Consider the following 18215-nt stretch of genomic DNA (forward strand, 5'->3'; position numbering starts at 1 on the left):
GGTCGGAAGCCCCGAGACGGTGTCTATCGCTGAAGCAGTTGCCGAACAACGCGATTCACCCACGAGAGCGACAACGACCGGACAGTGTGACAGCGGGTACGCTGCACTCAGTTCGACTCCGCTTCCTCAGCACAGGGCAGAGACCTGTGTGGACACCACCTGCAGTGCTCACCAGGGGTGTACTCCTCGAACGAACTGGTGTCGGCCGCACGAAGCTGCTCGACGAGACGTGTCTCGGACGTCTCGACGTCCTCCGCTGTGAACGAGCGAGTCTCGACTGCCGGACCGACCTCGCCAACGTACGCGTAGCCGGCCTGTCGGATCGGCTCATCGAACAGTTCCTCACAGGCCAGCACGTAGAGTGGGAGTTGGAGATCCTCGGCCAGAGAGCGCTTTTTCGTGGTGGCTTTGTAGTCGAGAATCACCAACTCGCCGGTCGGTGATCGACAGACGGCGTCGATTACACCGGTGACGGCGAAGCCGTCGAGTTCGAGCGCGAACGCACGCTCCGCGGCGACGACCTCCCACTCGCTCGCCTCGCACTCGAAGTAGCGTTCGATGCAGTCGACCGCATCGTCGAGGGCGTGATTCAGTCCGCGTGTGGCCGCGAGTTGCGATGCGATTTCGATCCACTCTGTAGGAGAAGCAGCACCACGAATAGCAGCTCGCTCAGCAGTCTCGTGAAAGAGGACACCGATCTCACGTACCGACGGAGCGTCGCTGCTCGTTCCTCCAGTAGTACGCTCTCCAGCATCGACACCCGCCGGATCGTCGAACGCCCAGAGCACGTGGTCGAGGTAGTGCTTTCGCTCACACCTCGAGAGCGTGTCCAACGACGTGTAGCTGTGTCGTCGACGGAGCCTCGGTGTGTCGAGTGGGTCGAGCGCCTCGACCGGAATACCGACCGTCGTCGGATCGACGGCGTCGAGATCACCGTCGAGCAGTGAACGCGCCAACGAGAGGACGCGCTTGCGGGCAGGACCTCGTGCCAACGCGTCTCCGTCGTGGGTTCCAGTCACGACACCAGTCGTGTCCATCGGTGTTGCGAGCGTCTCCGTTCCGTCGTCGAAGTCCGCCGGGAGACAGCTCTGAATCAGCTCCCAGATCGGGAACTCGACACCACCGACTTCCCACGGGATCGATTCCGGCAACCCCGCTTCGACGACCGAGTCCGGAAGGTTCTCGCCGTCGTCTTCGGTCCTCTCATCACTCCCACCGACGAGTATCGACAGCTCTTCGGCACGAGTGAGTGCCACGTGGAACACGCGACGCGTCTCGTGCTCGTCTCGGCGGGCGAAGTCGGTGTCGAGAACCGACCCACCAGAGAGGACGTGTTCGAGCGTATCGTACGGTCGCTCGTTGGGCGACCACTCGTCGGCGGTCAACTGTGGAAGAACGACGACCGGGAAGTCGAGCCCTTTGCTCTTGTGGATGGTCATGACGTCGACCGCCGAGTCTTCGGTGTCGGGTTGGTCCTCGGACGAAGCCGCGGCACTCTCCGTGATCTCCCCGTGCAGTCGAAGGAAGTCGACGAACTCCCGAGAGAGTTCGGGCTCGATCGCCCCATCGTCGAACGACGCGATCAGCTCGTCTAACTGGGCGAGGTCACGACGCTCTTGCTCGGACAGGAACCACTCGACCGAGGTAACGTCCTTCAACTCGCGGTACAGCCGCGTCAGCGAGTACGTATCACGGAGATCGAGGAGTTGCGTGAAGTCGTCGCGAGCGGCCTCGACGCGCTCGGGCTCACGGAACCGCTCGGGCGGCGTCGACTGTAGCTCTTCGAGCAGTGGTTCGTCAGTCGCGTTCAGTCGAGCGACGTCGGTCTCGTGGAGCCGATATCGCATCGTCAGCACGCGATTGAGGCTGATCTCGTCAGTCGGGTCGGCCAGTGCTTTCAGGTACGCCAGCACCGTCCGGACGCCAATCGACTCGTCTGCGAGATCGCCAGCGAGTTCGTACGGGATACCAGCCCGCTCTAGCGAGCGAACGATGGGTTGGGCGTGTGTGTTCTTCCGGACGAGGATCGCCACGTCACCCGCGCTGTACTCTTCGTCGGCCAACTCCGACTCACCGGCCAGCAGTCGTGTGATCGCGTTCGTGATCTGCTGTGCTTCGTCCGCGGGCTCTTCTGCCCTATCGATCGTCACGACTCCCGTCGTCGCCTCGCGTTTCTCGCCGATCGCCTCCAGTTCCTTCGTCGACCCTCGTGAGTCGAGGTGTTCGAGTGCCTCGTTGGCGAGGTCGAGGATCGGCTGGCGAGAGCGGAAGTTCTCCTCCAACGTCTCGTCGGTGAGATCATCGAAGGCCGCAGAGAGCCGTGAGCCGATGTTCTCGATGTTCGCCCCACGCCACTCGTAGATCGCCTGGTCGTCGTCGCCGACGACGAACAACCGGTCTTCGGTCACGAACTGCTGGACGAGTTCGAACTGGACGGTGTCGGTGTCCTGGTACTCGTCACAGAACACGTAGTCCCACTGGCTGGTGATCCACTCTCGGACCGCCTCGTCTTCGAGGAGCGCGTTCGCTCGAACGACGAGATCGTCGAAGTCCAGCAGTGTCTCCTCACTCAGCCGACGCTCGTAGGCTGCGTACCCCGCTGTGAGATCAGACGCCACCTGGCAGTTGCCGATGAACGACTGGAGCTTCCCAGTCAGCGTGAACCCTACCTTGGGGATGCCCTTCGGTGGGCTGGAGTACGCCCCGAACAGGTATGCAGGAAGCTTGAACGCCGGTTCGAGATCGCCGTCGACGATCTCGTCTGCCCGGTCGGTCAGCAGCGTGGCGAGCCGGTCACACGTCGCCTCGAGTTCAGAACAGAACGACCGTACGTCTGCAGCCACTCCATCGGTCTCCAGTGACTCACGCTCCGTCGCGATCGCTTGCTTGAGCGCATCGAGCCCATCGCACATCTCGTCAAGGCGGTCGTGTGTGGGCCTGCGCCAGCTGACTTTGACGTGCTCTTCTGCCGCTGCTTCGATCCGTTCGATCAGTTCATCGAGCGCCAGCAGATCTGCCGGTTCGCCCAGATACGCCTCCAGTTCCTCGGGGAAGATACCGGAGCGCTTCATCGCTGGGATGAACCTTAGCAGTCGCTTGGCTGCCCCTTTCCCGTAGCCGTCGGGGTCGAACACCTCCGGTTTGGTGAACCGGTAGGGCATCTCGTCGAGGACGTCGTAGACGATCGCGAACTGGTCGGCCTCGGTCGCAATATCGTAGCGAGGATCGAGGTCAGCGTGGTAGGCGAACTCCTGGAGTAGCTCGTGGCAGATGGCGTGGTACGTGTACGCCTCGATATCGTGGCCCCGTGACCCGAGCTTCTCGACCAGTTTCTCGCGCATCGAGTCGGCGGCGTTGTTGGTGAACGTCAACGCCAAAATCCGGTCGGGAGGGGTGCCGTCTTCAACGAGGCGTTCGATCTTCCGCACCATCGTGAACGTCTTTCCAGTGCCAGCACCGGCGAGCACCCGCATGGGGTAGTCATCAGAGTCAATGATCCTCTGCTGGTCTGGTCGGGGAGTGTTCTCCTCCGATTCCTCGTCGGACGTGGCCGCCTCGACGGACACGTCTCGGTCACTCATCGACGCTCACCTCCCCAGCGAGGTAGTCGGGACACATCGCCTGGAACGTGCAGTCGTCACAGGCGTGTTCTTTCTGGAGTGCGACGGAGTCGGGGACGTAGTCACCTGCCTCGATGGCGTCGTAGTACTCCCCGATGAGCTCCCAGATCTCGTCGTAACAAGTATCGTAAATCTGTCCGACATCCCGCCCTCTGCCACGGACAGAAACCTGAACGCCATCGACTCCCGGTTTCGTCTCAGTGTCGGAGAGCAAACCGTAGTACGTGAACTCGACATCCATTCCTGGCTCGTACTCGGGATGCTCTTTGACGCCCTCGACGTACGTGGCCGCCTGAAACGTACTCTTGACCCGCTGAGGGCTGTGATCATCACCGGCGTGGTGAGCCACGACAGCGTCCTTCGAATAATCGGAGATGATCCCTTTGAGATTGCTCTTGTAGTCGATGACTCTGATCCCCTCAGCCGTTTTCACGATGTTGTCGGCACGCCCACGCAACGCGACACCTTCTCGCTGGCACTCGAGCCACTCTTCGGTAGCGATCGAGTTTCGAGCGTGGTCGAGGCCCACACCATCGAAGTAGTCCTCGATCGTCGCGACACACAACAGGTAGTCGTATCGGTAGTGAGCATCGGAGGCGTACTCGCTCCTGTCCGTTTCCTCGTCCCACCGAGCGTCGATGGCGTCACTCGCCATCGTTCGGATGTCCTCGTCAGTAATCGCAGCCCCCTCACGAACTGTCTCGCAGGTATCTTCGATCGCACCGTGGAGCGCCAAGCCCCGGTCCAAGTAGCGTCGCGTCTCGTCGGGGGAACCGACCTTCCAGACCTTCTCGTACTGGTAGCGCCGTGGGCAGTCGGCGTAGACGCCCAATCGCGACGGTGAGACCGTGAAGAGGTCGTCATCGCTCTTACTCACGACGGACCACCCCCTCAGCGAAGTCAGTGCGAGACTCGATTGCTCGCTGGAGACCATCAGGCGGGTCGTTCGCCAGTAGCGATTGGATCACACCGAACTCGCGTTCGATCTCGTCGATATCGATCGGATCGTCGGTCACACCCGCGAGTCGGATCTCTTCGAGTGCGTCCTCGGTTCTCGTCAGTGCGAACGAAACCGCCTCACCGTGGGTATGAATCTCGTCGCTCTCTCGTCGGTCCAGTTCACCGAACTCCTCTTCGACAGCGGTGAGGAATCTCGAAGGCTGGAGTCGACTGCCTGTTCCGCCCTCGGTCTCGGTGTACGTACCGAAGTAGAGACGGTCGGAGGCAGTGCGTGCACCGACCGCGAGCATCCGCCTGCTCAGTTCGGCGTAGTACGCCTTGAGCGGGCGTCGACCGTCCGAACCAGCAGTCTCGAACGTCTCGTGAACGTCTTCCGGGCTTGGTGCCGTGAAGGCGGGGTAGCCGGGGAGTTCTTCCAGGTGCGGTGTGGGAAAGAGCGCGTTGAACTGCGGGTCTGCAGGGAACTCTTCGTCGACGACGTCGAGGAGGAACACCGCCTCGCGGGAGAGGTCCTTCGCTACTCGGACGGCGTCGACGAGGACACCGTCTTCCGGAACCTCCAGTTCGGTCGCTATCTTGTCGGAGGTCGTATGCTGGAACTCCCGTTCGAGTGCCCGTGCGAACACGCTCCACGAGGCGTCGACGAGCGGTGATTCGTCGACGAACCGTGCCAGCTGGAGGACGTCGCTGACGTGGCGGAACTGTGTTTTCGCATCGACCGACGAGTCGAGTTCGGCGATTCGCTGTTTGAGGCCGGATTCGAGCAGCCACGTCTGGAGCGCGGCTTCGAGGCCATCAGCGTCTCCAGCATGTCGGATCCGCTCGAGGAGTTCGTCGCCGATCGTCGGGCTTCGTGCAGCGAGGACGCTCCGTGCACGAGTCGGACTCCACTCGCGTTCCTCGTCGTCACTGCACCAACAGACCACCGCGTAGAGTTCCCGCGCTGTGGGATCGTGGATTAGCCCTCCGACCGTCGCAGAGGCTGTCGGAATCCCTGCCGTTCTGAGGATTCGTAGTGCATCTCCGACGGGTGCGTTGGAGTCTCGAAGGACGACCGCACACTCGCTGTACGGAACGCCCTCGACCCGGTGCAGACGCTCGATCTCCTCGGCGACGGTTCGCACCTGCGCAGTGAACGTCTCTTCGTCGATGACGGTCAGCGAACCGCCCTCGGCCGTGGTCGGGGAGTGATCGCTCGCGAGAAACGATGCACAAGCGGCGGGGAGCGGGACGTCTCCGTTACGATCGGACGGCTGCTGTGTCTCGTGTTCCGCTACACTCGTGAGTTCGGTCGCGTAGTCGTCGATAGTACCCGGTTCGTTCCACGTTCGCTGAATCGCACTGTTCCGTTCGGCGATGCAGACGAGATCGACGCCCTCGGTCAGTCGAGCGAGATACGCTCGGTCGATCGGAGTGAACTCCTCGAACTCCAAGACCAGTACGGCATCGACCCCTCGTCGAACTCGCGCTCGACGATCGGCGTCAGCGAGCGCTACTGCAGCGTTCGAGAGGACCGCCGACGGGTCGAGGAGGCCGTTCTCACCGAGCCACTCGTGAAAGCCATCGTTGAACGCCGTGAGCTCGGCCAGTGCGGGCTCGTCGGTCTCGATCTCGCCACCCTGCCAGGTCGCCTCAGCGACGAAGCGTCCCACGTCAGACTCGAACGACTCCTGTCGGGCGGCCCGTTGTAGATAGGGCGTCTCCCACTCGTGCTCTGCCAGATACTGGCCCAGTAGCAGGCCCTGCTCGCTGGGCGTGAGGAGTCGCGGCGGGGACGGAAGCTCTGCGATCGTGTCGCGGGCGTGAGCCGAGAGTCCCCGGATCCGGGGCTGTTCGATACCACCGATCGACTCACCAACTGCGTTGGCGATCTCATCGACTCCGGTGGGGAACCGCTTGAGAACGAGAACGTTCGACTGCCCGTGTTCTTCGATCAATCCCCGATACGCCGGGACTACGTGAGCGGCAAGTCCATCGCCAAGGAACGGAACGAGACGGAGGTTCCCCCGAAGCGACGGCCGATCGTCGAGGCCGTAGGTCATTCTGTCAAGTTGTGTGATCGGACGATATGTAGGTACTGGGTGGCAGGGTTGTCATGGCCTAGTGAGTATTTACCCCAGAGTCCAGTCAGTAGATCGGATGAACGACGCGATCTATCTCAGGCAGGGCGAGCGACTCGTCGAAATGACCGAGCAGCCATACGAGTACGAGCGAGTGCTCCAGGATCGATTAGCCAACTATCCCCGGTTACTCGCTGGGGGCCAGATGTCTGACGAAGGGATCGATCGATGGGCACTGATCGGCCGCGAGAAATCTGTCCCGGACAAAGAAGGCGGTAACGAGCGCTGGTCTGCGGACCACCTCTTCGTCGATCAGAACGGTGTCCCCACCATCGTCGAAGTGAAACGAAGCGAGAACACGGAGATTCGACGCCGAGTCGTGGGACAGATGTTCGACTACGTCGCCCACGCGAGTATCTACTGGGACGCGGAGACGCTCAGTGAACGATTCATCGAGACGTGCGAGGAACGCGGCATAGACCCCGACGAGACACTCACAGAGGTAGTTGGTGATAGCTCGGTAGACGATTTCTGGGACACGGTCGAGAAGAACCTCCGCTCGAAGAAGATTCGGCTCGTGTTCGTCGCCGACGACGTCCCGAGCGAACTGAAGCGTGTCGTCGAGTTCCTGAACGAAGCGATGCAGGACGTCGAAGTGCTGGCCATCGAGGTCGTGCAGTACACGAGTGATGGAGAATCCGTGTTCGTCCCTCGACTGCACGGCCAAACCGAGGAAGCGAAGGCGTCGACTTCGTCGACGACGACTCGAAGTGGGAGTGAGTACGTCCAGACAGAGGCAGAGTTGTACGAGGACTTAGAGCAGAAGGTGGCGAACGGAGCGATCACTCGTGAAGTAGCCGATTCGTTCGAGCATCTCTATGAGTTCTCGAAGAGTCTCGGGGACGAAGTCGACATCGGCGGAGCGAAGAACGCGAACTTCGGGCTTCGCGTGAGCGCTCACCAGGGGGATCACAGCGGTCGACCGAGCGTCTTCACAGCGAACGTCAGTGGCCATCTCAAGGTGTGGACGGCGAAGATGCCCCTCGACGGTGATAATCCAGCAGCGTCGCCAGTCCCCTGGAATCCGAGTGCGTACGAAGAGTACGAGGAAGCCTTCGGTTCACTGGATGGGGTACCCGCTGGCGAGGCGAAGGCGCCATTCGAGATACTGGCCCGTGACGACAACCTCGAAGAGTTCAAGCGAATCGTCACCGAGTTCGTTGCACACTGCCGAGAAGCTGCTGATCAGCAGTAGTCGTTTTCAGCAGACGTCGTCCGTTGAGACTACGTATGGATGCGGTCTGTCGCGAGCGTAGTCGCCAGGCTGGTGAGTTCTTGACGACACGTGAGTTCTTCGAGCCACCGCTCGGGAAGCGTATCTGCACCGAACCGAGCCCCAGCGACGGCTCCTGCGACTGCTCCGATCGTATCGGCGTCACCGCCCATGTTCACTGCATCCACGATGGCTTCCTCGGCCGATTCGGCAGTCAGTCCGTGGTACAGTCCTACCTGAAGTGTCGTCACCACGTAGCCCGTGTTCTCGAGATCTTCTGGACCAAGGTCGGTCGATATTCGCTCTAATGCACCGACGAGTTCGGCAGGGATTTGATCGACGTCTGCGAGCGCCAACGCTAACGGGTTGTTCACTCCGTCGAGTAGCCCAACGATAGTCGTGTTCAATATCGCACAGCCAGCCGTACACCGTGGGTCGGCGTGCGTGATCTGAGAGGACTGGCGGCTGATCCGTTCGAGGGCCTCCAAGTCGTCGCCGAAGGCGATCGCGTGTGGCGCACACCGCATCACGCTCCCGTTGCCCGCGTTTCCACCTTCGTGACTCTGCTCCCAGACACGCTGGCCTGCTTCGTCCCACGGCGTGTCCTGCTTGAGCAACCGAATCGACTCGGCGGTCATTCCTCCGATATCGAACGGCCCACTGTCGTACCACTCGACGAACCGTCGAGCAATGTCTTCGGGGTCGAACTGACCCCGCTCTACGAGACTCCGAGCGACACACAGCGCCATCTCGGTGTCGTCGGTGATCGTTCCCGCTGGCTGGCCGTGCGTCCCGTAACCGAGCATCTCCGTCACGATGCCGTGCTCGCGTTCGATCGACGCCGGGGACATGAACTCGATCGGTCGCCCGAGAGCGTCGCCACAGGCGAGACCCAGTAGTGTCCCAGCCGCTTTGTCGTCACTCATGTCCGAGAAGATAACGACACCCGAGTAAGCTCTTGTCCCGACACGATAGAGACGAGGACGCCAAGGAAGGACGAGCACGACCCAGAAGCCCGTGCCACCCATACGCTTACCACACTCGGTAAAGACAGTCAGCTGTAATGAAACGGCGATGGGTGACCGCATCCAGTACGACGTTCGAGGCGATGGTCAACCCGATCGCCGCCGCCTGTACCGAGGGGTACGTTCCAGACGAGTACCACATCCTCGTCACGCCGGGGTCGGCCGAGGACGTCGAGCGAGCGATTCCACTGATCGAGACGACAGTCGCGGAGTACGGCGGCGACCTCGACGTCACCCGCCAGACGCTCGACGACGAGATGGACTTTGCCACCATCGTCGAGTACTATCAGGGTGCCATCCAGACGACGACAGCGCGTGACGATACAGTCGCCGTCGACGTCACCCCCGGTCGGAAGTTCATGTCCGCGATCGCCTTCCGCGCTGGCTTGCAGTACGACGCCACACACGTCTTCTACCTCTTTCTCGACTCGTCGGATTTCTACGGGCAACCCTACGACGCGATTCCACGACCGGCCATCTCGCTCGTCGACTTCACGGAGGTGGTCGGGTGAAGCTCCAACGTCGGCACTTCACGACGCTCCTCAACGCGTTCTACGACGACGGTATCACCACCATCCCGGTCGAGCATCCTTGCGAAGACGTCGGTGAACTCGTCCGGTTCGAACTCGGCGACTACCGAGGAAGTACGGTTCGATTCACCTGTGGACCGCTCTCGTACGAGGACCGACGAGACGACCTCGAGCGCGAGTACGACGAGCAGATCGTCGCCGATCTCCCCGGTCCCGAGCACTACATGCGGGCGCTCGTCGGCGGCGGTGTCGCACCGCTCGAAAACCACGACGAGGTCGAGACGTTCGTCCGCCGCTACGGCTATCCCGACCTCGAAGCGGGTCATCGTCCAGTGTTCGCGGGGATCGACACCAACCTCCTCATGTGGCGACCGGAGTCACTCCTCTCACTCGATCCCTCGAACGGCGACGAGCGTGGTCGGTCGCCCGTGAACGGATATGCGCTCTCGGCGGGCGTGAAGGAGGAACTCGACTTCCACTTTCGACACGGCGAGTCGCGTCGGTTGGTGGACGCCTTCGGACCAGAGTTCGACCGACTGAAGGGCCAACCGACGAGCGACAACAGACAGGGGTTGCTCGGACTGTACGCCTACCGCCAGTTCATGGCCGAGCGTAACGTCGACGTCGTCCCCGGCGAGAAGGGCGACAGAGCGATCGTCGATAGCTATCACGACTACCACGAGGAGGACCGCAACCGCGTCGTCCTGTTCAGCAACGACCACGGCTTCGTCGACCGCGCTCACGAGTGTGGACTCCTCGCCCAACACGTCTCGTTCCCGGTCGACACGCGTCGGAAAGCGACGGTGTCGTGGCGAGACATCGAGGAGACGCTCTACCTGCTCACCGTCGTCTTCGGCGTCCTCGTCCTCCCGAAGGTCACGCTCTATGGCGCGTGGGAGGGCAAGGACGGCCGGGACTGGCAGACCGAGACGGTCGATGTCGACTGTCGGAGTCCGAAGTACCAGAGAGAGTTGAAGCGGCGAGAGCGGATCGTCACTGCGTTCGACGCCGCGATGTAGTCGACCACCGGGGCGGCCACCAGACCTCGTCTCGACCGGAGGTTCTACTCGTACGCGGCGAGAGACTCGTCGAACGACGCATCGAGGAACTCCGTATCCATACCGTGTGGCTCCTCGGGGTCGAGCAGATACCGCAACAGCCGATTCACGTAGACCTCGGCTCGCCGTCGCTTTCCGAGGCCGTATTCGACGACGTTCATCGTCGAGCGAGGCGATCCAGGGCGCTCGGTGATGACTTCCCATCGCTCACTGAGCGCACGCAGTCTCGGCGTCAGGTCGTCGGGGTCCATCGTCTCACTCTCCTCGTCATCTCGACGGATCCGTATCAACTCACCGCCACACGTCGTTCAGCGACCGCTCATCGAGGGTGGATCTCGGTGAGTTCGATAGAGCTACGCCGGCACTCCTCCCTGACGAGATCGAATCGCTGTCGAGCCTTCTCGGTGCTTCGGTCGTCCGTTTCACCCTGCTGGAACGGGTTCTTGTTCGTCACGACGACGAGATGCCGAGAGTCCGCCCCGTCGAGCGCACCGAGTTTCCGCAGGTCCGCGGAGAAGTGTGGCCACTCGTCGATATCCGGGTTCTCGAACGCCGCACCGGCAACGTCGACGTTCTTGATGTATTTGAGCTCTATCGCGTGTTCGATTGCTCCCGCCGGAAAGTACTTGCTCCCGTCGACGAGTCGGACCGTGAGCACCGGTTCGTCGCTCTCGGGGACGCAGTCGAGGCCGGCGTACTCCGAACTCGCCTCGGGATCCAAGACGGCCACGTCGAGGCTCGTGTTCCCCACACCGGACGTTCCGAAGTTGACCTCGGCCTGGACGTTGCTGATCTCGTGGGGAGCAGCGATTCGATCGAGATACTTCCGTTTGTAGCCGGTCACGTCGCCCAGATCGTAGCCTCCACGCGCTCGAATCGACTCACCCATCCGTCTTCGAAGGAGCGTGAGTAGTCGGGCTTGGAGCGCGGCCTCCACCGTGAAATCGAGCGGTGTCGTCTGAAACTCGGCGTCGAGGTCGTCGATCGCCAACCGGATACTCATAGTGGACGGGCACTCGCAACCGGGAGAAGTCACTTCCGAACGACCGATGGTTCGTGGACTTCGGGGATAAATCCGGGAGTCCGCCTCCGGGGCTTCCGGAGCGGTCTCTGTAGCAGCGTCCCGAGCGGTAGAAGCTCGGAACCACGGGTGGAGTCAGCGGCCGGGAAACTGTCGATCCAACGCGGTGAGAGGCTTCGGATCGACACCGCGCGAGGGAAGTAGACGAACCACGGTTTCCGAGGGTTCGTCTCTGAAAAGTCGGATGAGAATACTGAGACCGGGTGCGAGAATCGCCCGTGGTCGCTCGCTGCGGTCGCTGCGGTCGCTCCCAGATTCGATTTTCTGTGGACACCCGTCGCTCACGAACGTGTTCACGACAGGAGGTCCGGGTGCGAGAATCGAACCCGCGTCTCAGCCTCCACAAGGCTGAAGGATGACCACTACCCCAACCCGGACGCGCATCCGCTAGTATCCGGCGTCCCTTTGAATACGTTACGACTCGGGGTTGGGCGTGCCACTCGGTTGCGCGGGAAATACGAAGAGAGAAGCAGTCGGGAGAGCGGCGACCGGCTACTCGACTCGGGTCGGTCGGAGGCACTCGATGGCGAGCAGTCGACCGAGAGGTGACACCACGACCGGCGACTCCATCGTCGAGTTCGGCCGAGAAGTCGGGCCGAACGCGCGGTGGTAGAGCGAGTTCACGACGAGGGCGTTCACGGGGGGTTCGGCAAACTCCGGCCGACTACCCGGCCGGGCACGCACACCGAGTCCGGAGAACCCCCAGACGACAGCAGGAGCGAACGCGAAGAGGTCGACCAACTCCGTGGAGTCGACGACCGTGACAGACCCGTGAGCGTCCCGCCGATGGTGGTTTGCTCGATAGTGAAGGAGGCGAGACCGGTAGATCGAGTCCTCCACCCTCGTCGAACCGGGGTCCGTCGAAGCCCGTTCGAACGGACCGCTCGTGTGCAGGCGAGAGACTTTATGTCGAATGAGCCACTACGATTAGACGACGCTTCGTCTGGAGGGCCGAAGCGTCAGCGGGGACCATTTAGAACAGTCGGCCCGGCGGGTCTTTTCTGCCCGCTCGGGCCGGTGTTCTGTTCGGCGATAGGACCGGCGAGTCACACCCATCTCGGCGGCCGGTGAGTGTCCAGTTCCTCGCTGGTGAACAGCTAAAGCAGGGTCAGCACCAGTCTCCGCGTTCACGACCACCGTCCGGAGATTGTTGCAACCCACACGTGTTATATTGTTTCAGATAAATTTTTGTAAAAACGCAGACAAGTGTGGAGTATGTCCGATACCCAATCGGCGTCCGAGGCGTTCGCACAGAACCCAAGCATGATCGGCAACCTGTTCGCGCTGCTCACACTGCGTGACGACTCTATGACGGCGTCGCTAGCGAACAGCGGCGGTACCACTGGCCCGTAAGAGCGAGATCATTCGATGAGGTCGGCAGAGACGGACTCGCTCCAAGAAAGCGTCCCATTGACCGTTACTGGCACTCGTTCACTCATCGTCAGCAGTTCATCGAGTTCATCCGTCGAGGCGGTCAAGGTGGTGAGGTGCCCCGACCCCAGATGCCGTGTGGTATTGTCTGCGAGATACGGTGTCACCATCGAGCCGACCGGCCACTGTGACGTTGGATAGGCGAAGTATCCCACCTCGAACGAGTCGGGGCCGGTCCGTTCGATATCGAGTCGGTTTGCTGCCCCGCTTTTCGTGCTCGTGAGACGCGCGTTACCCGACCCGACGATGACGTACTGCCGCCCCGTGATGGTCTCTCGACCGATGACGGCCAACGCCGCGGCCAGCGAGAACCCGCTGTTCAGCAATCGAGCGATCTGTAACCCGACCATCGTTGCGGGGTCGTTCGCCACCTCCTCCAGTGTCACGACGCCACCGGTCGCCCCCGCATCGACGAGCGCACGGCCCTGAACGTACGACTGGCACGCGTTGAGGACGAACGCTCGCCCACCGAACGAGTCGAGCGTCCGAACGTCGAGATGCCCGTCCGCGCACGCCAGTCCGTCCGACGTCGCGTGACCGATGTAGTGGAGCAGGTCGTGGTTCGCTTCGAGCAGCGCACGCGTCTCCGCGACGGTCTGCTCCTCGTGAATCGTGACGTCCATCTCGACGAGTTCGCGGACGCCGTACAGTTCGCCCACGGAACGCTCTTCGGTCATCTCGGGGGCGTTGGCGATGACCTGCACCCGTGTCGGCCCGTTGCCGACGGCGTCGAGTTGGCGGAGGGAGGCGTCGGCGGTCGGAATCGACGCACCGACCGGGACACCGTCGCCGAGCCAGGCGTGTTCCAGACTGTCGACCGGGGGAGCGCTCACCCGTCGGGGGACGAGGTCCTCGTCCGGCCGGAACGGCTGGACGTTCGTCGGCGGACCCGCACCGTCGGCCCGGTAGAAATCCGCGACGCTGTTGCCGATTTCCGTGGCGATGCTAGCTGGCTCGCTCGGAGTGGTCGTGATGGGTCGGACGTGTGCGAGGTCGTGCGCCGCGAACGGGAGGTACGGTGCGTGCTGTGGGTCCGGCGCGACGTCGGCGGTCAGCTTCCACGTCGGGACGAGGTCGGCGACGTCCTCCCACGGCACTGCGAGGGCGGCGTCGACCTGCTCGGGGAGCGAGCGGTCGTACAGCGCCGGGAAGTCGACGTCGACACGTCGTTCGAGCACCCGCCGCTCGTGGAGGTCGACCGGGAACAGCCCTTCCGTCCGTGTGACGCAGTCGAACAGGAACAGCCGTTCGAGCGTTCGCTGGACGCCGGTACTCATCCCGTCGGGATGCGTCAGGGCGTGCTCAGTTCCATCCGCGACTAGCGCCGGCTTCGGTCCCGGACGAACCTGTGCGTTCAGATAGTACGCCAAGGATGCGACCGAGAAGACGTGGCCGTACTCGACCGGGACCTCGATGTGGACGGGTGTGTCACGCCGCTCCAGCCCCTCGGGGGCGCTGAACGGGCCCGGTTCGACGTCGACGAGCGGCGGGCACCCGCGCAGCGACGGCCAGGCGCGTTCGGGGGAGGTGGTCTTGAGCGCCGACCCGAAACACGAGACGGCTCGCATCAGGTCTCGGGGACGCTCGCTCGTGTGGACGGTCGCCTGCGGACGAGTGTGGAGGGACCGAAGCCCGATCTGAACGCCGCCACCCGGCAGTCGGACGATGCGGTGGCCGTCGTCGACGGTCGATTCGATCGGGCCGTCGACGCGACAGTAACACTTCACCCCGAGGGATTCGATCTGCACGAGATACTCGCCGTCGGGCATCGTGACCGCCTCGCGGTTGGTCGCCGCTTCGAGGAGTTCCCCCTCCGTCGTGCGGACGTACAGTTCACACAGTATCGGCAGAACGAGTTCGTGACACACGACGTCGACCGCCGTCTCGACCGGAAACGCGAACCGCTCGACCGACACCGCTCGTGGCGAGACCGGTCGGTCGGTGCGGACGACGAGGTCGACGCCCTCGGCGGGGTCCGCGAGGCGAATACCAGTGGGCGTCTCGACCGCAGCGATCGAGGGGCCAGACGGTGTCATGCGTACGTCGGTGTCGGAACAGCGTCGGCCTCAGCGGTCGAGCGGGAGCCATCCCGAGGTCTCACCGTGGTCGAGGAGGTGCCACGACTGTTCCGGTTCGCTCTCCGGTCGGTCACGCAGTCGGATATGTATATCGACGGTTGGTAACAGTGCATCGACCAGTGGGTCCGACGACGGAATCGGGAGCAGGAAGTGTGCGTATCCTCGGGAGCGAGCGACCTCGTCACCGACGATTCGGACGAACCGTCGGACCGCTGGACGGGGGTGTTCGTCGAGGAGTGGCCGGAGTGTCACGACACCGACGCGCAGTGCGGCCGGTCGAACGCCGTCGGCGCGTTCACGGTGGGCGGCGACGACGTCGACGAGTGCGGCCCGGAGGTCGACGAGTGGTGTCCGCTCGCGTTCGAACACCGCGTCGGTCTCTCCGGATACGGCCACGTTCGTCGACGCGCTACCCGACGAGGCGGCCGTCGAACCGTCTCGGACGCTCCGGTATCGGACGAGACGCGTTCCGCCGTCCGCAGCGGCGGCCTCGGGGACGTGTTCGGCCACTCGCGTGTCGCCGACGTCGACGACTGCGAGGGTCCGTTCGCGGCCGGCCGCTTCCGGGCCGAGAAGCAACCGGTTCTGGAGCGCCACGACCGACCGGTCGACGGCACCCGTGACCAGAATCCGACAGCCCTGCCGCTTGTGTTCCGCGAGGAGGTCCTGGAACCGCCGCGGACCGCGGGGGCGCTCACCCGAGTCCGACGGCGACCGATTAGTCATTGGAGAGTAATCCTTTTCAACCAATATAAATCACCGCACTACGAAGCGGTCGGCGTTCGGCAGTGGCCGGCGTTCCGACTGGCGAGCGAGACGACGTGGAAGTGGCCCGGCGAGTCAGGCGCCGGGGGTCACCCACGGTCCTCGGAGAGGTTGAGCGCAGCGACGAGGCGGTCGGTGATGACCTGCGCGACCATCGAGACCAGTCGGTCCTTGTCTTCGTAGCTCGCGAACACGCCGAGTGGAACCTCGCCGCCAGCCATCTCTCGGTGGCCACCGGCGCTGCCGACGTTCGAGAACGCCTCTCGGAGCAGTGACCCGACGTGGATGCGAGGGTCCGTCGAACGCGCACTCATGTGGATGGAGTCGTCGATGATGCCGAAGACGACGGCCGTCTGAATCCCTTCGAGGGTCGCGAGGTAGTCCGCCGCCTGCGGGAGGGCGTCGCGTTCACTCGTCCGTCCGACGTGCGAGATGAGGACGGAGCCTCGAACGTCACGGGTCCGGATGGCCTCCGCGATGGCGTCGACGGTCGCTCCACTGACCGACGGTGTCGCGAGCGTTCGGAGGAGGTCACGGTCGGCCAGCGAGTGGAGGTGCCCCGCCGCGGCGTACTCGGCTTCGGTCGCACCACGGAGGAAGCCCAGCGTCTCCCTGCGAACCGCGAACAGGAGCGCCGTTGCGAGCGACGTCTGGACCGGGAGGTCCAGTTCGCGGACGTACTCGGTGAGGATGGTCGCGGTCGCACCGATGGACTCGCGGTGGTCGACGAATCGGGCGGCGACGTCGTCGGCGGGGTGGTGGTCGATGACGATGTCGATTGGCGTCCCCTCGGGGACCTCGTTGTTCGCGCCGGGGGTGGAGTGGTCGACGAACGCGACCAGCGAGTCCGACGACCGGTCGACCACCGCGTCGGCGTCGAACGCCCTGAGGTTCATCTCGAGGAGGTTGATGAACGCACGGTTCTGCTGATGGGAGATGTCGCCGCTGTAGAGGATGCGCCGCTCGTCGATGCCGGCGTTCGCGGCGATTCGACCGAGCGCGAACGCACTCGCGAGACAGTCGGGGTCCGGGTTGTTGTGACAGACGATGGTGAGTTCGTCGCCGTCCGCGAGCATGGACTGCAGTGATTCTGGCCCAGTCATCGGTTACTGTAGCCGATAGGAGACCACTCGTAAGGGTCTATCTACCCGAACACTCCGACCCGAACCGGTCCACTCGGACCTGTCCGCCCTCGTATCTGCCGTTCGGAACGGGGCGGACGTCAGGTGAGCCCGACGCCCTCCGCCAGCAGTTCGTGCGACCGGAGCGCCTGCTCGTGCGTCCCGGTGACGTGCTGAATCATCACCTCGCCGACGCCGGTTCGCTCGGAGAGTTGGTCGAGCAACCCGGCGAGCGTCTCCGGACTACCCGAAATCGCACGCGGCCACTCGTCGTCGTCGAGCGTCGCGGGCGTCGGGTCGGGGACGCCACCGAGTTCGTCGACGGCCTCCTCGATGGAGGGTCGCGTGCCGACGACGCCACGTCGCATCCGCTGGTAGGTCGCTTCGGCGACGGCACGGAGCCGTGCGGCCTCGTGGTCGGTCTCCGCACAGACGGCGTTCAGCGCGACGATGCCCCGGGGTTCGTCGACGCCACCGACCGACCGAGACGCCGCGAACCGCTCGCGGTACTGCTCGAACGAGCGAACCGCGAGCCGTGGACGGATGAACGCCGCGAAGCAGTACGGCAGCCCCAGTTCGCCCGCGATGGCCGCGCTGGACGGACTCGATCCGAGCGCCCACGGGACCGGTGGCTCCCGGTTCGAACGTGGAATACCCAGTTCGCTGTACGGATGGTCGTCGGGGAAGCCGCCGTGGAGGTGGTTGACGACGGCTTCGAGCTTCTCGGCGTGGTCCTCGTCGGGGTTCTCGACGCGCCGACTCGTCCCGAGGGCGCGGTCGGCCGCCGGCGAGTTGTTGGCTCGACCTAGCCCCGCGTCGATGCGACCCGGTGCGAGGGCGTCGAGCGTGCCGAACTGCTCGGCGACCTTGAACGGACTGTAGTGGTTCAGCAACACCGCTCCGGAGCCGAGTCTGATCTCGTCGGTCTCGGCGGCCAGGTAGCCGAGCAGGACCTCCGGGGTCGTGCCGGCGATGGAGTCGGTCATCCCGTGGTGTTCGGCGACCCAGAAGCGCGAGAACCCGAGTCGCTCGGCGTGCCGGGCGGCCTCGACGGTGGCTGCGAACGCGTCGGTGGCGTTCCCGCCGTCGGGAACGGGCGAGAGGTCGACCGCGGAGAGATTCACACCACTGCTCGGGGACTGTGAGGGGTAACGGTTTGGTTAGCGCGAGCGACCACGACGCTTCCCGTGCCGACCGGACCCCGAGACGGCCC

Annotated in this window: 14 protein-coding genes and 1 tRNA gene; 4 read left to right on the plus strand and 11 right to left on the minus strand. The window is 63.5% G+C overall.

Annotation, left to right across the window (positions count from 1 at the left end; all coding sequences use genetic code 11):
* Positions 1–107: 107 nt before the first annotated feature.
* The 3 genes from GQS65_RS08560 to GQS65_RS08570 are packed head-to-tail and all read right to left on the minus strand — an operon-like array spanning position 108 to position 6622.
* Positions 108–3581, minus strand: coding sequence for an ATP-dependent helicase (locus GQS65_RS08560; protein ID WP_158204213.1), 3474 nt, complete (start codon positions 3579–3581; stop codon positions 108–110).
* Positions 3574–4497 carry a PD-(D/E)XK nuclease family protein gene (locus tag GQS65_RS08565; RefSeq protein WP_158204214.1) on the minus strand — a complete coding sequence of 308 codons (924 nt, stop codon included), beginning with the start codon at positions 4495–4497 and terminating at the stop codon, positions 3574–3576. The genes GQS65_RS08560 and GQS65_RS08565 overlap by 8 nt, the downstream gene beginning before the upstream one ends.
* A complete protein-coding gene (locus GQS65_RS08570) occupies positions 4490–6622 on the minus strand; it encodes a hypothetical protein (protein WP_158204215.1) in 2133 nt (710 codons plus the stop codon). Before GQS65_RS08570 ends, GQS65_RS08565 begins: the two co-directional genes overlap by 8 nt.
* A gap of 13 nt (positions 6623–6635) precedes the next feature.
* Here GQS65_RS08570 and GQS65_RS08575 point away from each other — a divergent pair, with 13 nt between their 5' ends.
* On the plus strand, positions 6636–7895 hold the full coding sequence (locus GQS65_RS08575) for a hypothetical protein (RefSeq protein ID WP_158204216.1): 1260 nt from the start codon (positions 6636–6638) through the stop codon (positions 7893–7895).
* Between the two features lie 29 nt (positions 7896–7924).
* Here GQS65_RS08575 and GQS65_RS08580 read toward each other — a convergent pair whose 3' ends face one another.
* Positions 7925–8839, minus strand: coding sequence for an ADP-ribosylglycohydrolase family protein (locus tag GQS65_RS08580; protein WP_158204641.1), 915 nt, complete (start codon positions 8837–8839; stop codon positions 7925–7927).
* A 137-nt stretch (positions 8840–8976) separates the two neighbouring features.
* Between GQS65_RS08580 and GQS65_RS08585 the strand changes: the two genes are divergently transcribed.
* Entirely contained in the window at positions 8977–9450 is a 474-nt protein-coding gene (locus GQS65_RS08585) for a hypothetical protein (RefSeq protein ID WP_199268427.1), read from the plus strand.
* Positions 9447–10487, plus strand: a complete 1041-nt coding sequence (locus GQS65_RS21630) for a PIN domain-containing protein (RefSeq protein WP_368279979.1) — start codon at positions 9447–9449, stop codon at positions 10485–10487. The genes GQS65_RS08585 and GQS65_RS21630 overlap by 4 nt, the downstream gene beginning before the upstream one ends.
* A gap of 44 nt (positions 10488–10531) precedes the next feature.
* Here GQS65_RS21630 and GQS65_RS08595 read toward each other — a convergent pair whose 3' ends face one another.
* The 3 genes from GQS65_RS08595 to GQS65_RS08605 form a co-directional block, all read right to left on the minus strand.
* A complete protein-coding gene (locus GQS65_RS08595; protein ID WP_158204217.1) occupies positions 10532–10777 on the minus strand; it encodes a hypothetical protein in 246 nt (81 codons plus the stop codon).
* A 68-nt stretch (positions 10778–10845) separates the two neighbouring features.
* Entirely contained in the window at positions 10846–11529 is a 684-nt protein-coding gene (locus tag GQS65_RS08600) for a hypothetical protein (protein ID WP_158204218.1), read from the minus strand.
* Positions 11530–11912: 383 nt separating this feature from the next.
* Positions 11913–11984 (minus strand) — tRNA-His (locus tag GQS65_RS08605).
* 838 nt (positions 11985–12822) lie between these two features.
* On the opposite strand from GQS65_RS08605, the gene GQS65_RS08610 reads away from it, so the two are divergent.
* Positions 12823–12960 (plus strand): hypothetical protein, encoded by a 138-nt coding sequence (locus GQS65_RS08610; RefSeq protein ID WP_158204219.1) that lies wholly within the window; start codon positions 12823–12825, stop codon positions 12958–12960.
* Between the two features lie 8 nt (positions 12961–12968).
* Here the strand turns inward: GQS65_RS08610 and GQS65_RS08615 are convergent, their stop codons facing one another.
* The 4 genes from GQS65_RS08615 to GQS65_RS08630 form a co-directional block, all read right to left on the minus strand.
* Positions 12969–15074 (minus strand): hypothetical protein, encoded by a 2106-nt coding sequence (locus GQS65_RS08615; RefSeq protein ID WP_158204220.1) that lies wholly within the window; start codon positions 15072–15074, stop codon positions 12969–12971.
* Between the two features lie 30 nt (positions 15075–15104).
* A complete protein-coding gene (locus GQS65_RS08620; protein ID WP_158204221.1) occupies positions 15105–15842 on the minus strand; it encodes a DUF7504 family protein in 738 nt (245 codons plus the stop codon).
* Between the two features lie 128 nt (positions 15843–15970).
* Positions 15971–16984: a DHH family phosphoesterase gene (locus tag GQS65_RS08625; RefSeq protein ID WP_158204222.1), complete on the minus strand. Its 1014-nt coding sequence runs from the start codon at positions 16982–16984 to the stop codon at positions 15971–15973.
* Positions 16985–17103: 119 nt separating this feature from the next.
* Positions 17104–18126: an MsnO8 family LLM class oxidoreductase gene (locus GQS65_RS08630; RefSeq protein ID WP_368279980.1), complete on the minus strand. Its 1023-nt coding sequence runs from the start codon at positions 18124–18126 to the stop codon at positions 17104–17106.
* Positions 18127–18215 lie beyond the last annotated feature (89 nt).

Origin of the sequence: Halomarina oriensis (assembly GCF_009791395.1) — an archaeon.
GTDB classification, from domain to species: Archaea; Halobacteriota; Halobacteria; order Halobacteriales; family Haloarculaceae; genus Halomarina; species Halomarina oriensis.

Bases quoted from the DNA above. Each gene is read 5' to 3' on its own strand.
- GQS65_RS08615 (WP_158204220.1), bottom strand. From the start codon at position 15,074: ATGACACCGTCTGGCCCCTCGATCGCTGCGGTCGAGACGCCCACTGGT.
- GQS65_RS08620 (WP_158204221.1), bottom strand. From the start codon at position 15,842: ATGACTAATCGGTCGCCGTCGGACTCGGGTGAGCGCCCCCGCGGTCCG.
- GQS65_RS08600 (WP_158204218.1), bottom strand. From the start codon at position 11,529: ATGAGTATCCGGTTGGCGATCGACGACCTCGACGCCGAGTTTCAGACG.
- GQS65_RS08585 (WP_199268427.1), top strand. From the start codon at position 8,977: ATGAAACGGCGATGGGTGACCGCATCCAGTACGACGTTCGAGGCGATG.
- GQS65_RS08560 (WP_158204213.1), bottom strand. From the start codon at position 3,581: ATGAGTGACCGAGACGTGTCCGTCGAGGCGGCCACGTCCGACGAGGAA.
- GQS65_RS08610 (WP_158204219.1), top strand. From the start codon at position 12,823: ATGTCCGATACCCAATCGGCGTCCGAGGCGTTCGCACAGAACCCAAGC.
- GQS65_RS08595 (WP_158204217.1), bottom strand. From the start codon at position 10,777: ATGGACCCCGACGACCTGACGCCGAGACTGCGTGCGCTCAGTGAGCGA.
- GQS65_RS08625 (WP_158204222.1), bottom strand. From the start codon at position 16,984: ATGACTGGGCCAGAATCACTGCAGTCCATGCTCGCGGACGGCGACGAA.
- GQS65_RS08570 (WP_158204215.1), bottom strand. From the start codon at position 6,622: ATGACCTACGGCCTCGACGATCGGCCGTCGCTTCGGGGGAACCTCCGT.
- GQS65_RS08580 (WP_158204641.1), bottom strand. From the start codon at position 8,839: ATGAGTGACGACAAAGCGGCTGGGACACTACTGGGTCTCGCCTGTGGC.